21 protein-coding genes and 1 pseudogene are annotated in these 26,678 nt (G+C 67.7%); 18 read left to right on the top strand and 4 right to left on the bottom strand.

Going from position 1 to position 26,678, the window contains the following annotated elements; all coding sequences use genetic code 11:
- Window positions 1-162 precede the first annotated feature (162 nt).
- The 10 genes and pseudogenes from ACTJLD_RS15480 (at window position 163) to ACTJLD_RS15435 (ending at window position 12,706) form a co-directional block, all read left to right on the top strand.
- On the top strand, window positions 163-1,116 hold the full coding sequence (locus ACTJLD_RS15480; RefSeq protein WP_440659232.1) for a LysR substrate-binding domain-containing protein: 954 nt from the start codon (window positions 163-165) through the stop codon (window positions 1,114-1,116).
- Between the two features lie 607 nt (window positions 1,117-1,723).
- Window positions 1,724-2,815, top strand: a complete 1,092-nt coding sequence (locus tag ACTJLD_RS15475; RefSeq protein ID WP_124535295.1) for a triacylglycerol lipase — start codon at window positions 1,724-1,726, stop codon at window positions 2,813-2,815.
- 653 nt (window positions 2,816-3,468) lie between these two features.
- Entirely contained in the window at window positions 3,469-4,962 is a 1,494-nt protein-coding gene (locus ACTJLD_RS15470) for an MFS transporter (protein ID WP_124535299.1), read from the top strand.
- Window positions 4,963-4,971: 9 nt separating this feature from the next.
- Window positions 4,972-5,559 carry a hydrolase gene (locus ACTJLD_RS15465; RefSeq protein ID WP_440659231.1) on the top strand — a complete coding sequence of 196 codons (588 nt, stop codon included), beginning with the start codon at window positions 4,972-4,974 and terminating at the stop codon, window positions 5,557-5,559.
- 58 nt (window positions 5,560-5,617) lie between these two features.
- Window positions 5,618-6,781 (top strand): zinc-binding dehydrogenase, encoded by a 1,164-nt coding sequence (locus tag ACTJLD_RS15460; RefSeq protein WP_440659230.1) that lies wholly within the window; start codon window positions 5,618-5,620, stop codon window positions 6,779-6,781.
- Window positions 6,782-6,883: 102 nt separating this feature from the next.
- A pseudogene (locus ACTJLD_RS15455) lies at window positions 6,884-8,109 on the top strand (CaiB/BaiF CoA transferase family protein).
- Window positions 8,106-8,978: an HpcH/HpaI aldolase/citrate lyase family protein gene (locus tag ACTJLD_RS15450; protein WP_060084620.1), complete on the top strand. Its 873-nt coding sequence runs from the start codon at window positions 8,106-8,108 to the stop codon at window positions 8,976-8,978. The pseudogene ACTJLD_RS15455 and the gene ACTJLD_RS15450 overlap by 4 nt, the downstream one beginning before the upstream one ends.
- Window positions 8,975-10,468 (top strand): MmgE/PrpD family protein, encoded by a 1,494-nt coding sequence (locus tag ACTJLD_RS15445; protein WP_059699432.1) that lies wholly within the window; start codon window positions 8,975-8,977, stop codon window positions 10,466-10,468. The genes ACTJLD_RS15450 and ACTJLD_RS15445 overlap by 4 nt, the downstream gene beginning before the upstream one ends.
- A complete protein-coding gene (locus ACTJLD_RS15440) occupies window positions 10,465-11,484 on the top strand; it encodes a cyclase family protein (RefSeq protein WP_059699430.1) in 1,020 nt (339 codons plus the stop codon). The genes ACTJLD_RS15445 and ACTJLD_RS15440 overlap by 4 nt, the downstream gene beginning before the upstream one ends.
- 292 nt (window positions 11,485-11,776) lie before the next feature.
- Window positions 11,777-12,706 (top strand): LysR family transcriptional regulator, encoded by a 930-nt coding sequence (locus ACTJLD_RS15435; protein ID WP_059699660.1) that lies wholly within the window; start codon window positions 11,777-11,779, stop codon window positions 12,704-12,706.
- Between the two features lie 16 nt (window positions 12,707-12,722).
- On the opposite strand, the gene ACTJLD_RS15430 is transcribed toward ACTJLD_RS15435, so the two are convergent.
- The 3 genes from ACTJLD_RS15430 to ACTJLD_RS15420 all read right to left on the bottom strand — a co-directional run bounded on the left by ACTJLD_RS15430 (window position 12,723) and on the right by ACTJLD_RS15420 (window position 16,406).
- Entirely contained in the window at window positions 12,723-14,192 is a 1,470-nt protein-coding gene (locus ACTJLD_RS15430) for an MmgE/PrpD family protein (protein WP_440659229.1), read from the bottom strand.
- 44 nt (window positions 14,193-14,236) lie between these two features.
- Window positions 14,237-15,319, bottom strand: a complete 1,083-nt coding sequence (locus ACTJLD_RS15425) for a porin (RefSeq protein ID WP_334034875.1) — start codon at window positions 15,317-15,319, stop codon at window positions 14,237-14,239.
- Window positions 15,320-15,503: 184 nt separating this feature from the next.
- Window positions 15,504-16,406 carry an HpcH/HpaI aldolase/citrate lyase family protein gene (locus ACTJLD_RS15420; protein ID WP_440659228.1) on the bottom strand — a complete coding sequence of 301 codons (903 nt, stop codon included), beginning with the start codon at window positions 16,404-16,406 and terminating at the stop codon, window positions 15,504-15,506.
- Window positions 16,407-16,648: 242 nt separating this feature from the next.
- Here ACTJLD_RS15420 and ACTJLD_RS15415 point away from each other — a divergent pair, with 242 nt between their 5' ends.
- From ACTJLD_RS15415 to ACTJLD_RS15380, 8 genes are all read left to right on the top strand, one after another.
- Window positions 16,649-17,413: an IclR family transcriptional regulator gene (locus ACTJLD_RS15415; RefSeq protein ID WP_048027293.1), complete on the top strand. Its 765-nt coding sequence runs from the start codon at window positions 16,649-16,651 to the stop codon at window positions 17,411-17,413.
- A gap of 80 nt (window positions 17,414-17,493) precedes the next feature.
- A complete protein-coding gene (locus tag ACTJLD_RS15410) occupies window positions 17,494-18,774 on the top strand; it encodes a CaiB/BaiF CoA transferase family protein (protein ID WP_059699422.1) in 1,281 nt (426 codons plus the stop codon).
- A gap of 67 nt (window positions 18,775-18,841) precedes the next feature.
- Window positions 18,842-19,861: a cyclase family protein gene (locus ACTJLD_RS15405; RefSeq protein ID WP_440659227.1), complete on the top strand. Its 1,020-nt coding sequence runs from the start codon at window positions 18,842-18,844 to the stop codon at window positions 19,859-19,861.
- Between the two features lie 91 nt (window positions 19,862-19,952).
- Window positions 19,953-21,425 (top strand): MFS transporter, encoded by a 1,473-nt coding sequence (locus tag ACTJLD_RS15400; protein ID WP_136470929.1) that lies wholly within the window; start codon window positions 19,953-19,955, stop codon window positions 21,423-21,425.
- Window positions 21,403-21,987, top strand: coding sequence for a chloramphenicol phosphotransferase CPT family protein (locus tag ACTJLD_RS15395; RefSeq protein WP_081066317.1), 585 nt, complete (start codon window positions 21,403-21,405; stop codon window positions 21,985-21,987). The genes ACTJLD_RS15400 and ACTJLD_RS15395 overlap by 23 nt, the downstream gene beginning before the upstream one ends.
- A gap of 583 nt (window positions 21,988-22,570) precedes the next feature.
- Window positions 22,571-24,163: a Re/Si-specific NAD(P)(+) transhydrogenase subunit alpha gene (locus ACTJLD_RS15390; RefSeq protein WP_440659226.1), complete on the top strand. Its 1,593-nt coding sequence runs from the start codon at window positions 22,571-22,573 to the stop codon at window positions 24,161-24,163.
- Between the two features lie 13 nt (window positions 24,164-24,176).
- Window positions 24,177-25,589, top strand: a complete 1,413-nt coding sequence (gene pntB / locus ACTJLD_RS15385) for a Re/Si-specific NAD(P)(+) transhydrogenase subunit beta (protein ID WP_440659225.1) — start codon at window positions 24,177-24,179, stop codon at window positions 25,587-25,589.
- 94 nt (window positions 25,590-25,683) lie between these two features.
- Window positions 25,684-25,890 (top strand): hypothetical protein, encoded by a 207-nt coding sequence (locus ACTJLD_RS15380; RefSeq protein ID WP_440659224.1) that lies wholly within the window; start codon window positions 25,684-25,686, stop codon window positions 25,888-25,890.
- A gap of 158 nt (window positions 25,891-26,048) precedes the next feature.
- On the opposite strand, the gene ACTJLD_RS15375 is transcribed toward ACTJLD_RS15380, so the two are convergent.
- Window positions 26,049-26,672, bottom strand: a complete 624-nt coding sequence (locus tag ACTJLD_RS15375; RefSeq protein WP_060174407.1) for an ABC transporter ATP-binding protein — start codon at window positions 26,670-26,672, stop codon at window positions 26,049-26,051.
- Between the last annotated feature and the right edge of the window lie 6 nt (window positions 26,673-26,678).

Genomic DNA, 26,678 nt, shown 5'->3' with positions numbered 1-26,678 from the left:
TCGTCCTTTGAACAGGGTGCACTTCCGTCAGCGAGCGCTTGATGGTCAGTGCGGTAACGTAATGCTAAGCTCGCATTTGCAGCCCATAAAACGAAATAAAGTCAGCCTTCAGTGATATTTGCTCAAGCTGACGTCGAACCCACCCTCACCGGCGAGCCACGCATGCCCCGCAAGATCCCGAGCAATTCCGCACTGCAGGCGTTCGAAGCCGCGGCCCGACACGGCAGCTTTGCCCGAGCCGCTGATGAACTCGCCCGAACCGAGGGCGCCGTCAGCCGTCAGATCGCCCGGCTGGAGGCGTTCCTGGGTGTCACGCTGTTCGAGCGGATCGGCAACCGGGTACGGCTGGCACCGAACGGTGCGCGGTACGCGGTGCAGGTTCGCGAGATTCTGGACCGGCTGGAACGGGACAGCCTGTACCTGATGGGGCAACCCGTCGAAGGCGCGAGCATCGATATCGCCGCCATTCCGACCTTCGCCACGCGCTGGCTGATCCCCCGGCTGAAACACTTTCAGGACCGGCATCCGAACGTCACGGTGCATATCGCCGAGCGCATGGAACCGTTCCTGCTGGCCGGGAGCGGTTTCGATGCCGCCATCCATTTCGAGCATCCGGCATGGGCGGGGATGCATCTGCATCCGCTGCTGGAGGAAGTGCTGGTGCCCGTGTGCAGTCCGGCGTTGCTGGCGGACGCCGGGGCGAACCCGTCGCTGGATGCATTGCCACGCCTTCACCGGCGGCAGAACCCGGACGCGTGGCAAGCCTATGCGCAGGAGTCCGGCATCGTGCTGAGCAATTCGGCGGTTGGCGCGCGCTACGATCTCCATTCGATGCTGATCGAAGCGGCGCTCGCTGGCCTGGGTGTCGCGCTGGTGCCGCGTCTTTACGTCGACGCGGAGCTCGAGCAGGGGCGGCTGGTCGCACCCTGGCCGGCGGGCAGGTCCGTCACGAAAAACTTCTGCCTCGTCCTGCCCGAACCGATCGAGCTGGCCCAGGGGCCGTTGCAGGCTTTCGCGACGTGGATGCTGAATGACGCCCCGGGCCTGGCACCGTACGGCAGCGCGCGACGCACACCACGAAGCAGACGTCAGCGCGGCGCTTCCTCTCCACGTTGATTCGCCGCACGCAGGCCGCGATCGGGTACGCCTCGTTCGACGAGACACCGCCTGCCGAATGCGCCCGTCAGTCGGGCGTATGCGCCCAACCGACTGGCCTGCAAAGCCCCAAGACCGACCGTGCTATCGGTACTGAAAACCGGTTCCACTCGTGCAATGCGGTTTTTTCCACATGATCGTTTGGTCTCCTTTGCATCTTTGATGACCATTGCTCCATGACGGCAGTGCGATAAGGCACGTTGGGCGGGGCGACGTGCCGGTGCAAAGACGTAACGGTTGGGATCACAAGACGTCGAGGAAGATCGATGGATTAGTGGTTGATGCACCCGTTGTCAACCGACTGGAGGGCCCTGTCTAACTGACTGCACAGCGTTGTTGAACGTGATTCACTTCGCGTGCTGGTGCGAAAACGTTCGTTTGTGTTCGTTTTTATTCGTTTTCCGGCGTCGGAGTACGTCGGGCCAAACCGTCGCGCCAAGCCGTCGAGTCGGTACGGCCGACATCCCGCGCGCGGGCGACGCTTCAGTGCCGGAAGCGTCGCTGCATCAGCGATTTCCGCATCCTCATCCTCGAGCAACTGATATGCACGTAAAAAATGGAGAGCAAGATGAGCAGATCGATACGAGCGAAAGCAGTGGCGACCGTGGTGGCAATCGCAATGAACGCGGCCCCGGCCGCGAGTGTCGGAACCGTTCTGTCGCTGGCCGGCGCGCAGGCCGCTTCCGCCGCGACGACCGCCGTTGACGACTATGCGGCGACCAGGTACCCGATCATTCTCGTGCACGGGCTGACCGGCACCGACAAGTACGGTGGCGTCGTCGAGTACTGGTATCGCATTCCGGAGGACCTGCAGGCGCACGGCGCGGCGGTATACGTTGCCAATCTGTCCGGCTTTCAGAGCGACGATGGCCCGAACGGGCGTGGCGAGCAATTGCTTGCATTCGTGAAGCAGGTGCTCGCGGCGACGGGCGCGCAGAAAGTGAATCTGATCGGCCATAGCCAGGGCGGCCTGACATCGCGTTATGTTGCGTCCGTTGCGCCGGAACTGGTCGCGTCGGTGACGACGATCAGTACGCCGCACTGGGGCTCGCAATTCGCGGACTTCGTCCAGCAACTGCTGCAGACGGACCCGACCGGCCTGTCGTCGACCGTGCTCGGCGCATTCGCGAATGCGCTCGGCACGTTGACGAGCAGCAACTTCAATACGAACCAGAATGCGATTCAGGCGTTGTCGGTGCTGACGACGGCAAAGGCCGCCGCATACAACCAGAAATTCCCGAGCGCAGGGCTCGGTGCGCCGGGCTCGTGTCAAACCGGCGCGTCGACCGAGACTGTCGGCGGCAATACGCACCTGCTTTATTCGTGGGGCGGCACGGCGATCCAGCCGACAGCGACGGTGGCCGGCGTGACTGGGGCCGTCGATACGAGCGTGAGCGGGGCCATCGATCCGGCGAACGCGCTCGATCCGTCGACGCTGGCACTCCTTGGCAGCGGCACGGTGATGATCAATCGCAGCGCCGGTCCGAACGACGGCGTCGTGTCGCAATGCAGCGCGCGGTTTGGCCAGGTGCTCGGCACGTATCACTGGAATCACACCGATGCGATCAACCAGATCCTCGGCGTGCTCGGCGCGAATGTGGAGGATCCGGTTGCGGTAATCCGCACGCACGCGAACCGCTTGAAGAATCAAGGCGTGTAATCGATGACAGGGAGCAAGCGCGGCATCGCGCGACGCAGGCATGTCCGGCGTCGCGCCTGCCGCGATCCGGGCGCGATCGGGCGGGTCGCCGTGCATCGGGCGATTGCTTCAGCGCGTCGCCGATAACGGTCACCAGGGCGTGCCTTATCCGTGCTTCGGCGCGGTCGATACGCGCTTCATCGCAGAACCGTTCCGGAGGCGCCGGCGCGCTGTCGTGACGGCAATCGGCCATGCTGCCGCGTCAGTCTCGAACGCGTCAGGATCTCATCCTGCGGGCGCAGGGCGCAACGACGTCGATTACCCCCGCACTCGCGAGTGTGGTGCCGGTCTAGAGCCACCGCTCTGGATTCCCGTTGCGCTGCCGCATAAAACGATCGTCATCCGCAGGGAGTGCACGGAGAAAATCGCTTCGTACTCCATCTAAAAAATTCATCGCGATCCGGGAGTATGACCGTCCAGCAAGGAATGCCGGGCGTTTGACGATTTCATTCCCGGCTCGCAGGGGACGCGCTCGATCGTCAGATTCGCGATCCGCATTCAAGCGACGAATGTGTGCATCGCAACAATCCATTTCATTCACGGCAATCGTAACGGTAAGGTGAACGCACGTTCGAATTTGATCGAGCGATGCGAAACCACCCTGTGACGATGCCATGACAACGAACCGCGATCGACCTGCCAAAGTGTCAGCCCCGCCTTCCGGTGTCACGCCGGCGGGCGGCAATGCGCGTGCGGCGGGCCCGCGCCTGCCGGCCAGGCTGGTGGGCCCCATCGTGCTCGGCACGCTGCTCAACGCGCTGAACTCGTCGATGATCGCGGTCGCGCTCGTCAGCATCCAGCAGGCGTTCAACCCGCACGGGCAGGAACGCATCGACACCATGTGGCTCGTGTCGGGCCTTTATCTCGCGACGGCCGTCGGCCAGCCGACGATGGGGCGGCTCGCCGACCGGTTCGGCGCGAAGCGGATCTTCTGCATCGGCCTCGCGATCGTATTGATCGCGTCCGCGCTCGCGCCGTTCGCGCCGTCGCTCGGGTGGCTGATCGCGTCGCGCGTCGCGCTCGGCATCGGCACGTCGGCCGCTTATCCGGCCGGCATGGCGATGATCCGCACGTGGTCGCAGCGGCACGCGAACGGCGCGACGCCGACGGGCGGACTCGGCGCGATCTCGGTGGCGGCACAGGTGGCCGTCGCGTTCGGGCCGCCGCTCGGCGGCGCGCTCGTGCAGTTCGCCGGCTGGCGTGCGATCTTCTGGATCAACGTGCCGATCGTGCTGCTGGCGTTCGTGCTGGCATGGTTGTGGATTCCGGCCGACGTCGTCCCGCGCGGCGCGCAGCAACGCCGCACGCTGCGGGGCACGCTGAAGGAACTGGACCTGCCGGGCGTCGTGCTGTTCGTCCTGACGCTCGCGAGCCTGCTGCTGTTCCTGCAATCGGTCACGCACGATCCCGACTGGCTGCTGCTCGTCGCGACGCTGGTGCTGTGCCCGGTGCTGGTCGGGCACGAGCGGCGGGCGGCGACGCCGCTGATCGACATCCGCATGCTCGGCGACAACCGTGCGCTCACGAGTACGTACCTGCGTTGCGTCGGCACCTACGCGGTGTTCTACGCGATCTTCTATGCGCTGCCGATGTGGCTGCAGGAGGCCAAGCACCTGTCCGCCGCCGATGCCGGCCTCGTGATGCTGCCGGTCGCCGGGATCGGCACCGTGGCGACGATGCTCGCGACCCGCCTCGCACACCGTCACGGCTCGCGGCCGGTGCTGATCATCGGCTCCGCGATGCTGTGCGTCGGCAGCGTCGTGATGAGCCTGCTCACGAGCGCGATGCCGGTCTGGTCGATCGTACTGCTATCGATCGTGTTCGGCGTGCCGAACGGCTTCAACAATCTCGGCAACCAGGCCGCGCTCTACCAGAGCGCGCCGCACGACCGGATCGGCACGGCCTCGGGGCTGTACCGCACTGCGCAGTATGTCGGCGGCAGCCTGTCGTTTGCGCTCGTCGGACTGGCGCTCGGCCATCCGGCGAGCGATCGCGGCCTGCGCGAGCTGGCCATCGTCCTGGCGGTCATCAGCGTGCTGCTGCTGCTCAACGCAGCGTCGAGCCGGCACCTGGATACCGCTGCTTCTTCCATCCCCCAACAGAAGTGAGGTTTTGACATGTCCACTCCGACGCTCAATCGCACGGTCGCCCTGGTCGCCATCGACCTGCAGAACGGCATCGTGTCGCTGCCGGTCGTGCCCTACACGGGCGCGCAGGTCGTGGCGAAGACGGTCGAGCTCGCGACCGCGTTCCGCGCGTTGAAGCTTCCCGTGATCTACGTGCACACGAGCTACCAGCCGGACGGCGGCGTCGCGCTGAAGGTCCGGACGGATGCGCCGTCGGCGCCGCCGAATCTCGACCCTGAATGGAGCGCGTTTGCGCCGGCGCTCGGCGTCGGGCCGTCCGACATCGTCGTGACGAAGCACCAGTGGGGCGCGTTCACCGGCACCGACCTCGACGTGCAGCTGCGCCGGCGCGGCATCACGGACATCGTGCTGACCGGGATCGCGACCAACATCGGCGTCGAATCGACGGCGCGCCAGGCATACGAGAACAACTACAACGTCGTCGTCGTCAGCGACGCGGTCAGCACGTCGTCCACCGACGCGCAGACCTTCGCGCTGGCGCAGATCTTCCCGAAGCTCGGGCAGGTCGCCGCGACGGCCGACGTGGAGGCGGCACTGAAGCAGGCGTATTCGCGCTGAACGAAGCGGCGTGTTCGGCGTGCACCATTCAAACAGAGTCATTTACCGAGGCATGACGATGATCAAGACCGATGCATGGGTTCTCTACGCAGGACCGGAACCGAGCAGGAAGCAGGCGCCCGTGGCGGGCGAGCTGCGTCGCGAGACCTTCGAATTCTCCGATCTGGAAGCCGACGAGGTGCTGGTCGAGCCGCTGTACGGATCGTGGGAGGCGAACCTGGACCACGCGCTGTCGCGCAATCCGGTCGACATCTGCCGGCAGCGCCGCGAGGACAAGATCGTGCTAGGCAACGGTGCGCTGGTGCGCATCGTCGAGCGCGGCAGCGGCGTGAGGACGCTGAAGGAAGGCGAGATCTGCATGGTGATGCCGTTCGGCAAGCGCGACGAATACGGGTTCGCCGAGCTCGTCTACGCGTACGACGCGCCGGGCACGATCGGCGTGATGGCGCAGCGGACCAAGATGCGCGCCGACAACCTCGTGGCGGTGCCGACGGACAGCCGGCATTCGCTGCTGCAATGGGCGACGTACGGCCGTTACTTCACCGCGTGGGACAACTGGAAGGTGGCGTCGACGTGCTGGCGCTCGCAGCTGCCGGACGTCGATCCGGCCGACTACCTGGTGTTCGGCTGGGGCGGCGGCACGACGCTCGCCGAACTTCAGCTCGCGAAGCGCGAGGGTTTTCGCGTCGCGATGACGGCGAGCAACGACCGGCGCCTCGAGGAGCTCGCGAAGCTCGGCATCACGCCGGTCGATCGCCGCAAGTTCCCGAACCTCGCGTATGACGACGAGCGCTACAAGACCGATCCGGAGTACCAGGCGAGCTATCGCGAGTCGGAGCGGGTGTTCGCGGAGACGATCGCGGAGCTGAGCGGCGGCCGCGGCGTCGCGATCTTCCTCGACAACCTCGGCGGCGCGCTGTATCGCGCGACGATGCGCGTGGTCGGCCGCACGGGTATCGTCACGACGGTCGGCTGGAAGACCGGGATGCGCCTGTGGAACCTGCGCGCGACGGAATGCATCAACCGCCGCCTGCACATCCACACGCACGCGTGGCGCTACGACGACAGCATCACGATCCGCGATTTCCAGGAAACGAGCGGCTGGATCGGCGAGGAGCCGACCGAGATCTTCGATTTCGACGAGGTGCCGAAGCTCGCGTCCGACTACCTGAACGGGAAGATCCAGACGTATTTCCCGATCTACCGGATCAACGCCGTCTGAGCGGCAGGTCGCGCGCCGCGCCCGCATCGCTGCAAGACGATTAGTCATGCAGATGATGGCGGTGTGCGGCGCGCCGTGCAATCCATCTGACTGGAGAACGGCATGGCCACTGTGGAAATGGGGGGCGTCGACGCCGGTGCGGCGTCGGACGCGTCCAAACCGGCGCCGCTCGACGGCATTCGCGTGATCGACGCCGCGACGTTGTTTGCGGGCCCGCTCGCGGCGACGATGCTGGCGGACTACGGCGCCGACGTGATCAAGGTCGAGCATCCGGACGGCGATCCGGCGCGCGTCGCGACGACGTGCCGTTGTGGTGGAAGGTGCTCGCGCGCAACAAGCGGGCCGTCACGCTGAATCTCGGCACGGCCGACGGCCAGCGGATCTTCCGCGAAATGGCGGCGCAGGCGGACGTGGTCGTCGAGAATTTCCGGCCCGGCACGCTCGAACGCTGGGGGCTCGGTTATGACGTGCTGTCCGCGATCAACCCGCGGCTCGTGCTCGTGCGGGTGACGGGCTTCGGCCAGTTCGGCCCGTATGCGAGCCGCCCCGGCTTCGGTACGCTGGCCGAGGCGATGAGCGGGCTCGCGTCGGTCACCGGCGAGGCCGACGGGCCGCCGCTGCTGCCGTCGTTCCCGCTCGCCGACACCGTCGCGGGGCTGAACGCCGCGTTCGCGATCATGACGGCGCTGAAGGCGCGCGAGCACACCGGGCGCGGCCAGGTCGTCGATCTCGCGATCATCGAGACGATGCTCGCCGCGATGGGCGCGCAGGTCGCGAGCTACGACCAGACGGGCCGGGTGCCCGAACGCACCGGCAATCGTTCGCCGAACAATTCGCCGCGCGGGGTGTACCGCACGTCGGACGGCAAGTGGGTCGCGCTGTCGACGTCGGCGCACAGCATCGCGGAGCGCGTGATGCGCCTCGTCGGCCGTGAGGACCTGATCGACGAACCCTGGTTCGCGAACGGCGCCGAGCGCGCGAAGCATGCGGACGAACTGGATGCGGCGGTCGGCGGCTGGATCGGGCAGCGCTCGCGCGACGACGTGATCGCCGAGTTCGAGCGCGCGCAGGCGGCGGTCGCGCCGATCTACGACGTCGCCGACGTGCTCCGCGATCCGCAGTACGCGGCGCTCGGCTCGGTCGTGTCGGTGCCCGACGCGGAGCTCGGCGCGTTCCGCACGCACAACGTGCCGTTCCGGCTGTCCGACACGCCCGGCGCGATCCGCTGGGGCGGACCGGCGCGCGGCACGCACAACGACGAAGTATTCGGCGCATTGGGGCTGGAGCGGCACGAGATCGCCGATTTGACCGAACGGGGCATTGTATGAAAACCAGCGCAACCTACCGCAGTTACCTCTACGTGCCCGCGCACAAGGCGCAGGTGGTGGACAAGGCGTATGCAAGCGAAGCCGACGCCATCGTGCTCGACCTCGAGGATGCCGTGCCGGCCAGCCACAAGGCCGAGGCACGCGAGGCGGCCGCCGCGATTCTCGCGGAAGGCCCGCCGAAGCCGACCTACGTGCGGATCAACCCGATCGGCAGCCCGTGGTGTCGCGACGACGTCGACGCGATCGCGCAGCCGGCGCTCCAGGCGCTGCGCCTGCCGAAATGCGACCTGCCGCAGCATATCCAGGAAGTGGCCGGCTGGCTCGACGCGCTCGGCAGCGATGCGGGCATCCAGATCCTGATCGAGTCGGCGTACGGTGTCGAGACGGCTTACCAGCTCGCGACCGCGTCGCCGCGGCTGGAGCGCATCGGGCTCGGCGAGAGCGACCTGCGTGCGGACCTGCAGATCGGCGTCGACAACTTCACGCTCGAGGTGTGCCGCGCGCGCTGCGTCGTGGTGTCTCGCGCGGCGGGGCTCGCCGGGCCGATCCAGACCGTCTATCACACGCTGCCCGATCTCGACGGGCTGAGGGAATCGACGCTGCGCGCCAAGTCGATGGGGTTTCTCGGCCGCTTCGCGATTCATCCGTCGCAGCTCGCGGTGATCAACGAGGTGTTCACGCCGTCGGAAGACGAGATTCGCGCGGCCGAGCGGGTGCTCGAGGCGGTCGATGCGGCAGCGGGCAAGGCCTCGGCGTCGTCGGTCTTCGTGCTGCCGGACGGCCGCGTGGTCGCGCCGCCGCTGATCGCCAACGCGCGCGTGACGCTCGCGCTCGCGAACAATCTTCGACTCAGTGGAGCACTGGCATGAGCACACCCGAGACGCTTTCCGCTCCGGCGGCCACCGCCGATCCGGTCGCACCGGACCGGCCCGCGCCGCCCGACGGCATCGTCGGTGCGCTCGGCCGCTTCGCGGCGGAGGTGCGCGCCGGAGGGCTGGAATACCGGCTGCGCGTCGAGGCCGCCGCGCGCGTGCTCGACGTGGTCGGCAACAGCCTGATCGCGCACGACGAACCGGTCGTGCAGTCGGTGCTGCAAGTCGCGCGGCGCTGGGCGGGCACCGGCCCGGCGAGCGTGATCGGCGCGCCCGACCGGCTGCCGGCCGCGAGTGCCGCCCTCGTCAACGGCACGCTCGCGCATGCGATGGATTTCGACGATTCGCACATGCTGTCGGTGCTGCATCCGAGTGCGTCGGTGATTCCGGCCGCGCTCGCCGCCGCGCAGGCGAGCGGCGCGTCGGGCGCGGCGCTGCTCGATGCGATCACGGTCGGCACCGAGGTGTGCATCCGGCTGGGCGTCGCCGCCTACAACGAGCGGCTCGGCAACTCGGTGTTTTTCGAGCGCGGCCAGCACGCGACGTCGATCTGCGGCACGGTCGGCGCGGCGGCGGCCGCGGCGATGCTGCTCGGGCTCGACGCCGCGCAGATCGCGGCGGCGCTCGGCATTGCCGCGAGCATGGGCGCGGGCCTGCTCGAAGCGAACCGCACCGGCGGCTCGGTGAAGCGGATCCACTGCGGCTGGGCGGCGCATGCGGGCGTGAGCGCGGCGGAACTGGCGGGCGCGGGCGTCACCGCGCCGCCGACCGCGCTCGAAGGCCGCTTCGGCTTCTTCCACGCGTGGTGCGGCGACCTCGCCGACGTCGACGCGGTGCTGCGCGACCTGGGCGACGAATGGGAGACGAGCCGGATCATCTTCAAGCCGTATCCGTGCAACCACTTCACGCATCCGGGCATCGACGCGGCGCTGCAACTGAAGGCGCAAGGCGTGACGGCGGACGACGTGGTGTCGGCCGAACTGCGGGTCGCGACGTCGACGCTGCGCACGATCGGCGAGCCGGCGGAGTTGAAGGCGAATCCGCCGAACGGTTATGCGGCGGCATTCTCGGGGCCGTACACGGTCGCGGCGGCGCTGCTCGGCGGCGGCGGGCTCGGCGTCTGGTTCGACGATTTCGACGATGCGCTTGCGCGGGACCCCGCGCGGCGCGCCCTGGCCGCGAAGGTGCGTTGCGTGGCCGATCCGTGGTGCGATGCGCGCTTCCCGCATTTCCTGCCGGCCGTGCTGCGCGTCGAGCTGCGCGACGGGCAAGTGCGCGAGGCGTGGATCGAGTCGAGCAAGGGCACGAATTCGCGGCCGCTGACCGAACAGGAACTCACCGCGAAATTCGTGCTGGCGGCGAGTTCGGCGCTCGGCATGGAGCGCGCGCTCGCGCTGCGCGATGCGGTACGGTCGCTCGCCGACGATGCGCCGCTCGATGCGCTCGCGGCGCTGACGTCGGGCACGGAAGGAGGACACCGATCTTGAATGCACCCCGCTGGAAAAAGCGGCCGCCCGGCTCGAACTGGGGCGATTTCGGTCCCGACGATCAGAAGGGGCGGCTGAACTGGCTGACGCCGGACAAGGTGCGGCAGGGCGCAGCCGAAGTGCGGGAGGGGCTGTCGTTCTCGCTGAGCCTGCCGCTCGACGTACCGCGCGGCGGCGGGCTGAACGCGCGGCGGCGGCCACCGGCGATCATGCCGGCGCTGCTCGGCGACAAGCCGTATTTCGGTTATCGCGCGGACGAACAGGTTGCGAACGCAACCGATGTGGTCTGCGACGATTCGTTCTGCATGCACTCGCAGTTCTCGACGCAATGGGACGGCCTGTCGCACGTGGGCGGCGTGTTCGACGCGGACGACGACGGCGTGCCTGAAATCGTGTTCTACAACGGCTTCCGGATGGGCGAGCATCTGCGGGTGCCGCAAGAGGGCGACGCGACGGGCGGCGCGCGTGCGCTCGGCATCGAGGTGATGGCGCAAACGGGCGTGCAGGGGCGCGGCGTGCTGATCGACCTGCGGCGTCATTTCGGCGACGCACGCACGAAGGTCGGCTTCGCGCAACTGATGCAGGTGATGGAGGCGGACCGCGTGCAGGTCGAGCGCGGCGACATCGTCTGCATTCACACCGGCTTCGCGGATCTGCTGCTGCATGACGACGGCGGATCGCCGGCAACGGTCGCGAGCGCGTGCGTGCTGGACAGCAGCGATGCGCGGCTGCTGCAATGGATCGACGAATCGGGGCTGGCCGCGCTCGTGGCCGACAACCATGCGATCGAGGAACGTCCGCAACATGCGCAGCCGCTCGCGCAACCGGGCGCGCTGATGCCGCTTCACGAACTGTGCCTGTTCAAGCTCGGTATTCACCTCGGCGAGCTGTGGCACCTGACGCCGCTCGCGAACTGGCTGCATGCACACGGCCGGAACCGGTTTCTGCTGACCGCGCCGCCGCTGCATATCCGCGGCCTGGTCGGCGCACCGGCGAATCCGGTCGCGACCGTTTGAGCTTGCGGGCGGCCGCCGGGGCGGCGCTCGCCCGCATTTTTTTGCAATGCGACCTTTTTTCAAAAATCGCGAATCAAATGGCCGATTGGCACGGTATCCGGAAGAATCGATGCGAAACGGACCCACTAATTTAAAAAATTAACCAATACCGCTCGATACCTAAAAATATAGATACGTCAAGATTGGACTATTCTTGTGCATTGCACTAAATATCAGGGGATTGCTCCGATTGCGGAATTTCGCGATCGCAATCGGAGGCGGTGTTTAACCTGTTTAGTGGATGGTCGCAAACATGAATCTACGTTCGATCGATCTGAACCTGCTGGTCATACTCGATGCGCTATTGACGGAGAAACAGGTCACACGGGCCGGCCAGAAGGTCGGCCTCACGCAGCCGGCCGTCAGCAACGCGCTGGCGCGGCTGCGGTTCCTGTTCAAGGACGAGATCCTGGCGCGCACCGCGGTCGGCATGGAGTTGACGCCGCGCGCACAGGCGCTGGCGATGCCGATTCGACAGATCATGCAACAAATCGAGGAATTATTTGAATCGGATTATCAATTCAATCCTTTTACGTCCGAGCGCCATTTCACGTTGCGCATGTCGGATCTCACCGAATTGCTTTTGCTGCCGGCTCTGCTGCGCTGCATGCGCTTGACCAGCCCGAATATCGGCATGGACGTCGTGCACATGAGTGCCGCCAAGACCGCCGACGCACTCGAATCGGGGTTGCTCGACCTGGCGATCAGCGCCGGCCTCGAACATTCGGGCACGCTGTCGTCGCAAATCGTGTTTCATGACCGGATGGTCTGCGTGATGAGCCGCAGCCATCCGGAAGCGGGCACGCCGCTGACGCTCGAACGGTTCCTCGCGCTCGACTTCCTCAACGTGACGATCAATCCGGTCGACCACAGCCTGGTCGACAACCTGCTTGCGAACATGAACTGCACGCGGCGCATCGCGCTCAACGTGCCGCACTGGCTCGTCGTGCCGAACATGCTCGATGCGCTGCCGTATGCGGTGATCATGTCGGAGCGGCATGCGCTGAGCCTCGACGACGCACGGCTCGTGATCCGCGACCTGCCGCTCGCGATGGAGCCCGTCGCGTGGTCGCTGTACTGGCACCGGCGCTACGACGGCAGCAACGCGCACGCCTGGTTGCGCAGCCGCATCGTCGAGGTCGCGGAAGCGCTCGAACGGCACGGCGTCGCGGCGGAAGCTTAGGGTTCGTTCACGCAGGTCAGCCGACGACGAGCAGCGGCGGCAGCGTCGCGACGTCGGGCTGCTCGTCGAGCCGCCACAGGTAATCGAGCGCCGCGCGGATCTGCGCCGGGCTCCAGTGCCGCCGGCAGTTCTTCGCGAACTTCGCCTCGTAGTCGTCGCGCCGCATCGGCCGCGTCGGCGAGCCGGGCAGGTCGTCCACCTGCTTCGTGCAGGTCGACCCGTCTTCGCACACGGCCGTCACCCGGTTCGGCGCGTGCGCGGGATAGCGGGCGGTCAGCGCCGGGTCCTGGCGCACCGTGATCCGCTCGATCAACGCGCGCAGTGCCGGATCGTGCAGCGCGTCGGGCCGGTAGCTCTCGGTCGTGATGTCGCCGTCGAGCATCGCGCGCGCGACGATGTACGGCAGGCTGTGATCGGCGGTCTCGTGCGTCGACGGCGCCCATTTTTCGCGGTCGCGGCCGGCCGTCACATAACCGACTTCGGTCGTGTCGATCTCGATGCGCCGGATGCGGCGCAGGTCGCCGACCTGCGCGGCGACGTCGAGCGCCGCCGGAATCGCGGTTTGCGTGAGCCCTTGCGCGGGATAGAACTTCACGAAGCACTTGCCGATCCGGAACGCGCCGCCGCGCCCGCCGAATTCGCGCGTGTCGACGGCGAACGGCCCGGACACCTGCGGAAAGAATCCCGCCATGCCTTCGAAGATCGGCGCGGGGCCGGTCAGCCCGGCCCGCGCGAGTTGCGTCGAGAACACCGCGTTGCGCGCCGCGTCCGCATCGGCGAGCGCCTTCCAGTTCGACAATTCCTGGACGCGCGTCTGGTTCAGCGCGAGATGGCTGTTGATCGACAGGTTCACCGCCTGCACCAGCTGCGGCGCGGGCATGCGCATCAGCTTGCCCGCGGCGAGCGCGACGGCGGGCAGGCTGTAGCACGTGTGGTCCCAGCCGCGCGGGCTGATCGCGGCGGCGTCCATCAGCCGGCACGCGATCTCGTAGGCGATCGCGATCGACAGGATCAGGTCGCGGCCGTTCGCATGCTGCGCTTCGGCGACCGCGAGGCACGCGGACATGTTGTCGCTCGGATGGCCGGTCTCCTTGCCGGCGTACGCGTCGTTGAAATCGTAGTAGCGCAGTGCGGTGCCGGTCGCGAACGCGGCGAGATCGGGGCTCGTGCGCTGGTTCGTGCCGACGATCGTCGACACGCCGCCCGGCGACGCGAGCGCCGCGTCGCGCGCGATGCGTACCGGACGTTCGTCGTGCGCGGCGATCGCGCAGCCGAGCGCGTCGATCAGGTGCGCCTTGATCGTTTCGATCGTCGCGGCGTCGAGGTCGCGATATTGCAGCCCGGCTGCGTAGTCGGCGAGCTGCTGCGCGAGATCGGGGCGGCCGGGGGTGGCGCCGGCGGCCGGCAGCACGCCCGCGCGGGCGTGGGCGAACGGCAGCGCGAGCGCCGCGCCGGTCAGCGTGGAAAGGAAGTGGCGGCGGTTCATTGTGCGAAGACTCCGAAGGTTCCTGAGGCTGGGGAGAGGCGAGGTCAGAACAGCTTGCGCAGGCCGAGTGCCACGCCCGCGCTGCTGGCGCGGTCGCCGGCCAGCGTGTAGTGGAGGAAGTTGTAGTTGTAGTTGTCGAAATCGAGCGCGGCGCGGCGCGCGTAGCCGCCCGCCAGGTACAGCGTGACGGCTTTCGACAGGAAGTAGTTCAGCTGCAGCGTGACCTGCTGCGGGTTGGCCGGGTGCGGCGTGGGTGTCTGCGCGTTCGGCGCATTCTGCGCGCGGATGTCCTCGTAATAGAACGCGCCGATCGCCTGCAGGTAAGGGGTGATCGCGTAGCGCACGCCGGCCCACCAGAACGTGTAGCGCGTCACGACCGACGGCGCGGCGACGCCGCTCTGGCCGTGCGTGACGCCGGCCAGCAGCTGCGCGCGGCCGACGGACGCGATCGCGGCTGCGGCGTAGCGGCGGAAGTGCGCGAAGCCGCCCGGCTGCGGGGTGTTGACGTTGTCGAACGCGGCGGCGAGCGAGATTGCGCCGCCGGCATAGTCGAAGCCGGCGCCATAGGCGGCGTTCGACTGGAACGCGCCGGGCGTGCCGCCGAACGAATAGTGCGTTTCGAGCGTCAGCGGGCCGATCTTCGCCAGGTACTTGGCGACGTTGTTCTCGCGGAAGTTGACGCCGACGATCGCGCCGGCCGGCTCGTACAGCGTCGAGTACGCGCCCGTCGGCGAATAGCGCTCCATGACGTCGAACAGCGTCGTGTACTGGTGGCCGAGCCGCAGCGCGCCCCAGCGCTCGTGCTGCAGCCCGACCCATGCGGAGCGGTCGAAGCCGCCCGCGCCGGTGCCGGTACCGTTGTTCAGGTTGATGCCGCTTTCGAGCCGGAACGCGGCCTGCCAGCCGCCGCCGAGTTCCTCGACGCCCTTCAGGCCCCAGCGCGAGCCGCTCTTGCCGCCCGACGCCATCCGCACGAGCGATGCCGACGACTTGTCGCCGGGCGCGGCCTGATGGGTGAGGAATTCCGTATAGATGTCGGCCACGCCATACAGCGTGATCGTGCTCTGCGCGCAGGCGCCGGCCGATACGAGGCCCAGTCCGCACAGTGCGGACATCCGCTTGCCCATGGTTTGTCTCCTTCCAGGGTTTGTTCTTTGTTTGAGTTCGGCGCCGCGCCGGTCGAGCGGTGCGGCGGTGCTGCGGGGCGACGCTATCCGGGCCGGGTGGCGAGCGGACGGCATCGTGACGGGGCGCGTGCGCGCACCGCGCGACACGCGCATGGACGTGCGGCGATGAAGGGCGGCGCCCGCATTACCGGGGCACGCCGTCGGCGCGTGCCTGTACCGCCGCGTGACGTGCGAGCACGCGCTTCGCGCGGGCGACGCCGGGCGCGTCGACCATCCGGCCGTCGACGCGCAGCGCGCCGCGCCCGTTCGCACGTGCGTCGTCGTAGGCGGCCAGCACCGCGTGCGCGTCGCGCACCGCGGCGTCGTCGGGCCGGAACGCACGGTTGAGCGCGCCGACCTGCAGCGGGTGGATGCAGGTCGCGCCTGCATAGCCGAGCTCCGCGGACGCGCGCGCGATGCGCTCGAACGCGTCGAGATCGCGCAGTTCGTCGAGGCCGCCGATGAGGCCGAGCGGCAGGATGCCGGCGGCGCGCGCGGCGATGATCAGCAACTGTTTCGGCACGCGCAGCACATCGGCGCTCGCGCCGCTTTCGCAGTTCAGCGCGAAATCGCCGCCGCCCAGCATCATCGCGACGACGCGCGGCGACGCCTGCGCGATCCGGTCCATTGCCTGGAACGCGCGCGGCGTTTCGACGATCGCGACGATCCGCGTGCGGCCGGACGGCGCGCCGGCTTCTTCTTCGAGCGCGGCCAGCAGTTCGTCGATCGCCTCGATGTGCGAGCCGCCGCGTACCTTCGGCAGCACGACGCCGTCTACGCCGGCCCGGACGGCCGCGCGCAGGTCGGGCACGAGCTGGTCGAGCGGGCCGTTGGCGCGCACCAGCAAGTCGCGGCCCGGCGCGCGCAGCGCCGGCACGGCGTCGGCCAGCCCGTCGCGGGCGGCCGCCTTGCATGCGGGCGGGACGCTGTCCTCGAGATCGAGGATCAGCGCATCGGCGTCGCTCGCGGCGGCCGATGCGACGAAACGAGGGACATGCGCGGGGACGTACAGCAGCGAGCGCCAGACGGGTTGTGACGATGAATTCATCTACGGTCTCATAAAATGAAAGTCACTTTCATTTTTGTGATGGATGACCGCATTCGTCAAGATTATCGTTAACGCCTAGTATCAAGGAACATTGCAGGATGATGACCGAGCGAAGCTCTGCGGATTCATGTTGATGTCATCGATGATCTGCGTATAATGAAAGTGACTTTCATTTTTTGATGCCGGCCAGCGTAACGTGGCACCGACCTGACACGAACAGCCCGGCATCGCACGAGGTGGACATGAACAAGGTGGAGACAAGCAGTCCGGCAGAGGGCGGCGTGGCCGCGGTCAACCGCGCGCTGACCGCGCTGCTGGCATTCGGCAACGCGCCCGGCGGGCTGATGCTCGCGCAGGTGAGCGAGGAGACGGGGCTCAACATGAGCACGCTGTTGCGGATGTTCGAGTCGCTCGAGCAGTTCCGCTTCATCAAGCGCCTGCCGGACGGGCGCTATGTGCTGGGGCCCGCCGTGTTCCAGCTCGGGATGATGTATCGCGAGTCGTTCCAGCTGCGCGAGTACGTGATGCCGATCCTGTCGAGGCTGTCGGCGGAAACCGGCGAGACGGCCGCGTTCTACGTGCGTGAAGGCGACCAGCGCGTGTGCCTGTTCCGCATCCAGGCGCAGCGCTCGGTGCGCACGCACCTGCGCGAGGGCGACCGCTTCCCGCTCGACGTCGGCGCGGCCGGGCGTGTGCTGCTTGCGTTCAGCGGCACGCGCGGCGGCGACTACGAGAAGACGGCCGAGCAGGGCTACGCGGTATCGATCGCCGAGCGCGATCCGGAAAGCGCGGCGATCGCGTGCCCGGCATTCGGCGTCGGCCGCGTGCTCAGCGGCGCGATCTCGCTCGGCGTACCGCGGTATCGCTTCAACAAGAAGGTGCTGGCCGACTACCTGCCGCGCGTGCAGGCGGCCGCCGCCGAGCTGACGCATGCGCTCGGCGGCGATCTGCCCGCCGCAGGCGCGGCATTTCGCGCGGCCGACCAGCTCGGCGCGCTGCTCGAATAGCGCCGCGCGCGGCTGAGCGCGCCTCGAAGTCCGCCTTGCAGTCCGCCTCGCACGACGCATACACCAACCAGGAGACAAGCATGTTCGTTCCCGACCCGCAGGCCGCTCACGCGGCCGGCGCGCACCGTCGCGCGTCCACCGGCCCGATTCATCCGAAACCGTTCGACGCCGGCGCGCAGGGGCCGCTCGCGGGCGTGCGCGTCGTCGACCTGTCGCGCCTGATGGCCGGCAACATGCTGAGCGTGCAGCTCGCCGATTTCGGCGCGGACGTCGTGAAGGTCGAGAGCGAGCGCGGCGATACGCTGCGCGCGGTCGGCGCGGGCGGGATCAGCACGAACTGGAAGGTATACGGGCGCAACAAGCGCAGCGTGTGCGTCGACCTGCGCGCGCCCGAGGGCATCGACATCGTCCGCCGGCTGGTGCGCGACGCGGACGTGTTCGTCGAAAGCTTCAAGCCCGGCGTCGCCGAGAAGATGGGGCTCGGCCCGGACGACCTGCTCGCGATCCGCCCCGAGCTGGTGATCGCGCGGATCTCCGGCTGGGGGCAGACCGGGCCGTATCGCCACAAGCCGGGCTTCGGCACGCTCGCGGAAGGATATGCGGGGTTCGCGGCGATCAACGGCTTCGCCGATCGCGAGCCGGTGCTGCCGCCGATGTTCCTCGGCGACATGACGGCCGGGCTGTCCGGCGCGATCGCCGTGCTGGTCGCGCTGCATGCGCGCGACGCGCACGGCGCGGCGGGGCAGGTGATCGACGTGTCGCTGTTCGAGCCGCTGCTGTCGATTCTCGGCCCGGCCGCCGCGAACTACGTGATGACCGGCAAGATCAAGGAACGCACCGGCAGCCGCTCGTCGAACACCGCGCCGCGCAACGCGTATCGGACCCGCGACGGCAAGTGGCTGTGCCTGTCGAGCTCGACTCAGGCGATGGCCGAGCGGCTGTTCCGCGCGATCGGCCGCGCGGAGCTGATCGACGATCCCCGCTACGCGACCAACGTGCAGCGCGTGCAGCACGCGGAAGCGCTCGATGCGATCGTCGGCGAATTCATCGCCGCGCGCGATCTCGATGCCAATCTCGCGTTCTTCGAAGAAGCGGGCGTGACGGTCGGGCCGATCCAGGATATCGCGCAGATCGTTCAGGACCGCTATGTGATCGAGCGCGAGGCGCTCGTCGAGCTGCCGGACGACGACGTCGGCAGCCTGCCGATGCACAACATCACGCCGCGCCTGTCGGCCACGCCCGGCACGTTCCGCCGGCCCGCGCCCGCGCTCGGCGAGAACAATCGCGAGATCCTGCTGCCGCTGCTCGGCGAACGCGAATACGAGCGGCTCGCGGGGCTGGGCGTGATCCGCACGCGGTAGGCGCGACGTGCGACGCGGCCGCGAAGGACGGCCGCCGCACCCTGGACATTGCATGGAGGAGACAACCATGAAGCCACGCTGGACCCATCGGCCGCCCGGCTCGAACTGGGGGGATTTCGGCCCGGACGATCAGAAAGGGCGCCTGAACTGGCTGACTGCCGACGCGGTGCAGCGCGGCGTCGCGGAAGTGCGCGAAGGCCGCGTGTTTTCGCTGAGCCTGCCGCTCGACGTGCCGCGCGGCGGCGGATTGAACGCGCGGCGCCGGCCGCCGGCGATCATGCCGGCGCTGCTCGGCGACAAGCCGTACTTCGGCTATCGGGCGGATGAACAGGTTGCGAACGCAACCGATGTGGTCTGCGACGATTCGTTCTGCATGCACTCGCAGTTCTCGACGCAGTGGGATGCGCTGTCGCACGTCGGCTCGCTGTTCGATCCGGCGGGCGACGGCGAGCGGGCCCGCATGTTCTACAACGGCTACCGGATGGACGAGCACATCCAGGTGCCCGAAGCGGGTGCGCCGCGCGGCGGCGCGCGCGCGCTCGGCATCGAGGTGATGGCGCAGACGGGCGTGCAGGGGCGCGGCGTGCTCGTCGACCTGCGGCGCCACTTCGGCGACGAGCGGCGCAAGATCGGCTACGCGGAGTGGATGGCGGTGCTGCGCGCGGACGACGTGATCGTCGAGCGCGGCGACATCGTGTGCGTGCATACGGGCTTCGCCGATCGCCTGCTCGACGCCGACGCGCGCGGCGAACCCGCCGCGCCGGACGTGTGCTGCGTGCTCGACGGCGACGACCCGCGCCTGCTCGAATGGATCGACGCGTCGGGGCTCGCCGCGCTCGCGGCGGACAACCACGCGGTCGAGGAGCGACCGCGCGATGCGCGGGCGCGCGAGCAGCCCGGCGCGCTGATGCCGCTGCACGAGCTGTGCCTGTTCAAGCTCGGCATCCACCTCGGCGAGCTGTGGCATCTGACGCCGCTCGCCGACTGGCTGCACGCGCACCGGCGCAACCGCTTCCTGCTGACCGCGCCGCCGCTGCACCTGCGCGGGCTCGTCGGGTCGCCGGTCAATCCGGTCGCCACCGTATGAACGCCGGCGCCGCGCGCATGCCGCGCCGGCGCCGGGTCTGCCGCTTCGCCGCTTCGCGCAGGCCGCGCGGGCGGATCATCGAGGAATCGCCATGTCCCATTCCCATGCGGCGTCGATCGCCGCCCGCATCGACCGCCTGCCCGCGACGGCCAGCATCTGGACGCTCGTGCTGTTCCTGAGCGTCGGCGGGTTTTTCGAGGTCTACGACCTGTTCCAGATGACCTACCTGCCGCCCGGGTTGATCCGCGACGGCATCTTTCACGCAGGCTCGCACGGCGTGCTCGGCATGTCGGACCAGGGCGCGCTCGGCGCGGCGACGTTCGCGGGGCTGTTCGTCGGCGAGATGTTCGTGTCGCGTCTCGCGGACCGCTTCGGGCGTCGCGCGCTGTTCACCGGCGCGCTGCTGCTCTACACGGCGGCGAGCCTGGCGATGTGCGTGCAGACGCATGCGCTCGGCATCCTCGTGTGCCGTTTCATCGCGGGCTGCGGCATCGGCGCGGAGCTGATCACGATCGGCGCGTTCCTGACCGAGCTGGTGCCGAAGGCGGTGCGCGGCCGCGCGTTCGCGCTGTGCTTCGCGGTCGGCTATCTCGCGATGCCCGTGCTGGCGCTGGTGTCGTGGTTATGGGTGCCGCACGATCCGCTCGGCATGTCCGGATGGCGCTGGGTCGTGCTGCTCGGCGGCAGCGGCGCGGTTTTCGTCTGGTGGCTGCAGTCGCGGTTGCCGGAGTCGCCGCGCTGGCTCGCCCACACGGGGCGCGAGGCCGAGGCCGAAGCCGTGCTGCGGCGGCTCGAGCAGGCCGTCGAGCGGGAATCCGGCCGGCCGCTGCCCGCAGTCCCGACGCCGGTCGCAGCGGCCACGGCCACGGCCACGGCCGTGCGGCGCGCGCCGTCGATGTGGGATGCGCGGCATCGCGGCCGCACGACGATGCTGATTGCGTTCAATGCATTCCTGAGCATCGGTTTCTTCGGCTTCAGCCAGTGGCTGCCGACGCTGCTCGCCGCGCAGGGCGCGAGCGTCACGAAGAGCCTCTGGTATGCGTTCGTGATCGCGTTCGCGTATCCGGTGTCGCCGTTCGTCGCCGGCCTGCTCGCCGACCGGATCGAGCGCAAATGGCTGATCGTCGCGTCGGCGTTCGGCGTCGCACTGTTCGGCACCGCGTTCGCGATGTCGGCGCAGGCGCCGTTCGTGATCGCATTCGGCTTGCTCGTCACGCTGTCCAACACGGTGCTCGCGAGCAACGGCACCGCGTACCAGTCGGAAGTGTTTCCGACCGAGATCCGCGGGCGCGCGCTCGGCTTCGTGCATTCGATCGGCCGCCTGACGGGGATCGCGAGCAGTTTCATCGTCGCGCTGCTGCTCGAACGCGCGGGGGTGTCGGCCGTGTTCGTGCTGATCGGCGGCAGCATGCTGATCGTGATGGTGTCGATCGGCGTGTTCGGGCCGCGTACCAACAACCGGGCGCTGGACGAGATCGCGGACGGCGCCGAGCACGCGGCGGCGTTGCGCGGGCTCGCCGAAGCGCCGACCGGGCGTGTCGATGGGCGGCGAAAATTGGGCTAGCATCCTGATCCATCGCGGCAACCGGGCACCTCGCCCATCGACCATCGCCATGAAACCCGTTGCCGTCGTATTGCACGGCCCGACCAGTGCAGGGAAGAGCAGCCTGGCCAGGGCGCTCCAGCAAGGGTCGGACGTGCCGACGTTTCACGTCTCGCTCGACGCGTTCGTCGAGATGTCGCGCCGACGTGACATGCGATCGGACGAGGAGCTGAATCAGGCGCTGAGACTCCACCAGCTCAACCTGCAGTCGACACTCGCACGGATCGCGGCCAGCCATTTCGAGATCGTGCTGGATCTCGTGCTCCGGGATCCGGCCGCGCTCGACGCATGTATTGCCGCGCTGTCGCCGCGTCAGACCTTCGTCATCGGCGTGACGTGCCCGCTGGATATCCTCGAACAGCGCGAACGCGCGAGGCCGGATCGCGGCGAGGGCATGGCCCGCTCCCAGTTCGGGCATCCGGCTTATTCGCGGCCTTACGCGCTGCGCATCGACACGTCGACATGCACGCCGGAAGAGGGCGCGCGCCGCATCCGTGCCCACGTCGACGCGCTGCGCGAGTGATCGTCGTCGCGCTTGATCCTGACAGGCTGCGTTCTCCCTTAAACTCGCCGGCACCGAATGTCATCGGCCACGCGGATGATGTCGTTCGCACGCGACAAATCGCATTGTGCCGACAAGCGGGAAATTCGCGATGAAACCGATTCCGAAGCGTTCATGCCGATAACCGGTTTTGCATGTTTCGAACGAATTGAAAGCGAATTTCAAGCGGATTCACGCGCCGACAGGCCGTGCGAAGCGGTTCCAGCGGGTAAACGCCAGGTTATAGGCCCGTCGTGTCCAGACAGGGGATTCATGGATTGAATGCGCGCCGATTCAAAATATAAATTTCGGAAAGACTTTGGCACGGGATATGCTTCGCAGTTCTTATCCGAATGGATCATGCGCCGGCTATTCGTCGGAAAAATCAGGCTGGAGCATGAACCGCCCGGATCTGACAAGCCGATTGTTTAGAGGATGAACAGTTTGTGAATTCGGCGCGGCAGTGCGAAGCTGCCCGCGGAACAGCGTCGTACACGGATTGAGTTGGGTGACTTGAAACGCAGGCCGTAACTCCTAGCGACGGCCACTACTGACAGTTCAGGATATGACATTACTGATTGGGGTCCCTCTGGAGACGGCCAACGAGGAACGGCGCGTAGCGACGGTTCCCGACGTGGTCGAAAAGCTGATCAAGCTCGGGTTCTCGGTGGCCGTGCAAAGCGGTGCCGGCACCGGCGCGAACTTCAGCGACGACGACTACCGCACGGCCGGGGCCGAAGTCGTGGCGACGGCCGCCGATCTGTGGGGCCGCAGCGATATCGTCCTCAAGGTGCGCCCGCCGAGCAGCGAGGAAGTCGCGCTGTTGCGTGAAGGCAGCACGCTGGTCGGCTTCGTCTGGCCGGCGCAGAACCCCGAACTGATGCAGCAGCTGGCCGCGAAGCGGGCCACGGTGCTGGCGATCGATTCCCTGCCGCGCACGCTGTCGCGCGCGCAGAAGATGGATGCGCTCACGTCGATGGCCGGCGTGAGCGGCTACCGCGCCGTCATCGAGGCGGCCCATGCGTTCGGCCGTTACTTCAACGGGCAGATCACGGCCGCGGGCAAAGTGCCGCCGGCCAAGGTGTTCGTCGCCGGCGCGGGCGTCGCCGGCCTTGCGGCCATCGGCACGGCCGCCGGCCTCGGCGCGATCGTGCGCGCCAACGACACGCGCGCGGAAGTGGCCGACCAGGTCAAGTCGCTCGGCGGCGAATTCGTCAAGGTCGACTACGAGGAAGAGGGCTCGGGCGGCGGCGGTTACGCGAAGGTGATGAGCGAAGGCTTCCAGCAGGCGCAGCGCGCGATGTACGCGCAGCAGGCCAAGGATGCGGACATCATCATCACCACCGCGCTGATTCCGGGCAAGCCGGCACCGAAGCTCATCACGGCCGAGATGGTGCAGTCGATGAAGCCGGGCAGCGTAATCGTCGACATGGCCGGCGAGCAGGGCGGCAACTGCGAGCTGACGGTGCCGGGCGAGGCGGTGGTCCGCCATGGCGTGACCATCGTCGGCTACACGGATCTCGCGTCGCGCCTGGCGCGACAGTCGTCGACGCTGTATGCGACCAACCTGCTGCGCGTGATCGAGGAGCTGTGCAAGGCGAAGGACGGCACGATCAACGTCGACTTCAATGACGACGCGATCCGCGGCCTCACGGTCATCAAGGAAGGCAGCGTGACCTGGCCGCCGCCGCCGATCCAGCAGCCGGCCGCGGTACCGAAACCCGCGGCGGCGCCGGTTGCGGCAACCGCGTCCAAGGGCCACGGGCACGGCAGCGGCGAGCCGATGTCGGCGAAGTCGCTCGCGATCGTGTTCGCCGTCGGCGCACTGGCGTTCCTGCTGGTCGGCCAGTTCGCGCCGGCCACGTTCCTGGCGCACTTCACGGTGTTCGTGCTGGCCTGCTTCGTCGGCTACATGGTGATCTGGAACGTCACGCCGTCGCTGCATACGCCGTTGATGAGCGTCACCAACGCGATCTCGTCGATCATCGCGATCGGCGCGCTGGTGCAGGTCGCGCCGCCGCTGGGCGAGGCCGCGGCGGAGGGCCGTCCTTCGGGGCTGATCCTCGGCCTGGCGGTGGGTGCGCTGACGCTCACGGCCGTCAACATGTTCGGCGGTTTCGCGGTGACGCGCCGCATGCTGGCGATGTTCCGCAAGTAAGGAGACGACAACAATGACTTCCAACCTGACTACCGTCTCCTATATCGGCGCGGCCATCCTCTTCATCCTCAGCCTCGGCGGGCTGGCGAACCCCGAGACCGCGCGCCGCGGCAACCTGCTCGGCATGATCGGCATGCTGATCGCCGTGCTCGCCACCGTACTCGGCCCGCGCGTGTCGGCCGAAGGCATTCCGTATGTCGTGGCCGCGCTGGTCGTCGGCGGCGCCGTCGGCCTCGTCGCCGCGAAGAAGGTGCAGATGACGCAGATGCCCGAACTGGTTGCGCTGATGCACAGCCTGGTCGGTCTCGCGGCCTGCCTGGTGGGCTTCGCCAGCTACATCGATACGTCGGTGCAGTTCAGCGGCGCGGAGAAGGCCATCCGCGAAGTGGAGATCTACGTGGGCATCCTGATCGGCGCGGTGACCTTCGCGGGCTCGGTCATCGCGTTCGGCAAGCTCTCCGGCAAGATCGGCGGCAAGCCGCTGCTGCTGCCGGCGCGGCACTGGCTCAACCTCGCCGCGCTGCTGATCGTGATCTATTACGGTCGTGCGTTCCTGCATGCGGAGACGATCCAGGACGGCATGACGCCGCTCATCGTGATGACGGTGGTGTCGCTGCTGTTCGGCGTGCACATGGTGATGGCGATCGGCGGCGCGGACATGCCCGTCGTGGTGTCGATGCTCAACAGCTACTCGGGCTGGGCGGCGGCGGCCACCGGCTTCATGCTCGGCAACGACCTGCTGATCGTGATCGGCGCGCTGGTGGGCTCGTCGGGTGCGATCCTGTCGTACATCATGTGCCGCGCGATGAACCGCAACTTCATCAGCGTGATCGCGGGCGGCTTCGGCACCGGCAGCGGTGCGCCCGCGGCGGCAGGCGCCGGCGCGCAGCCGGCCGGCGAAGTGGTGGCGGTGAGCGCGCTGGAGACGGCCGAACTGCTGCGCGATGCCAAGAGCGTGATCATCGTGCCCGGGTACGGGATGGCGGTGGCGCAGGCCCAGCACACGGTGCATGAACTCACGAAGGTGCTGCGCGAGAAGGGCGTCGACGTGCGCTTCGCGATCCATCCGGTGGCCGGCCGCATGCCGGGGCACATGAACGTGCTGCTCGCCGAGGCGAAGGTGCCTTACGACATCGTGATGGAGATGGACGAGATCAACGGCGATTTCCCGGAAGCCGACGTGTCGATGGTGATCGGCGCGAACGACATCGTGAACCCGGCCGCGCAGGAAGATCCGGCCAGCCCGATCGCCGGCATGCCGGTGCTGGAGGTGTGGAAGGCCAAGACCTCGATCGTGATGAAGCGCAGCATGGCGTCAGGTTATGCGGGCGTCGACAATCCGCTGTTCTACAAGGACAACAACCGGATGCTGTTCGGCGATGCCAAGAAGATGCTGGACGAGGTTTTCGGGGCGTTGAAGGCCTGACGGTAGGGGCGCATGGGCGTGTGCGTGTTCGGGTCTAGCGCTCAGCCGGCCGTGGAGTCAAACGGCGGGTTGATCGGGGCCCGGCGCGCCCGTCATGCGCATCGGAAAGATCACGGAAGTGCGAGACGGGATCGGATGTTTCGCACTTCCGGGAAAAGAGCGCGATCGATCGTCGGTGCGCGGATCGACGAACGATGCCAATGATGCCGTAGGAGCAGGCGGTGGCTCCATCATCGGCGTGACGATTGCCGAAGCCTGGCCGGCCGCCGGAATGGTGCTGGTCGACCGCTGTCCCGTGTGAACGTGCTATCGCGCCTATCCGCACGAATCAGGCATCAGATCCTTGCCTGCCGCCGATACCGCAGCTTGCCGCGACCGGTACCGGCGCCTCTCCTCCTCGTTCCGCATGTCACGCAGCCGCGCCGGCTCTTTCCACACGACTGCGCGTGACGATGTCGCCTATCCAGCCGCTCCCAGTTCCGCGAAACCGGTGATCCTTGCGTCGCATGCACGCGCCAGCGCCAGGTCGTGACTCGAAAAAAAGACGGCACGGTCTGCCGCCAACGTCCTGAACAGGTCGACGAGCACCGCACGCGACGCGGCATCGAGCCCGTTGCCCGGTTCGTCGGCGATCACGACGGTGGGCGCGCCGAGTGTCGTCGCCGTCAGGAACAGTTTCTTGCGCGTGCCGAGCGACATCTGCTCGAAGCGCTTGTCCATATGCGGGGCGAGCCCGAATCGATCGGCCAGCTCGAGCGTGCGGGTGTCGACGACGGTTTTCTTGGCCGCGGCCACGAGATCGAGAAACGCGCGTCCGGTCTGGAACGGATACGTCAGGCAATCGTCGGGTACATAGGCCAGCGCGGATTTCGCCGCGAGCGGCGCGGTGCGCAGGGAATGGCCGCCGAGCCAGACTTCGCCTTCGTCCGCATCGATCGTGCCGGCGAGAATGCCGAGCAACGTCGATTTGCCGCTGCCGTTTTCGTCGCACAGCGCCACGCACCCGGCGCCGGATGCGAAGTTGAGCCCTTGGAAGATGACGCGCTTGTCGAAGCGCTTGCCGAGATTGTCGAAGCGGAGCATGGATCG

Source organism: Burkholderia sp. 22088, from assembly GCF_052045915.1.
Classification (GTDB): Bacteria; Pseudomonadota; Gammaproteobacteria; order Burkholderiales; family Burkholderiaceae; genus Burkholderia; species Burkholderia cepacia.
The sequence above is the reverse complement of the archived record's forward strand: the minus strand, read 5'-3'. Positions and strand labels throughout refer to the sequence as shown.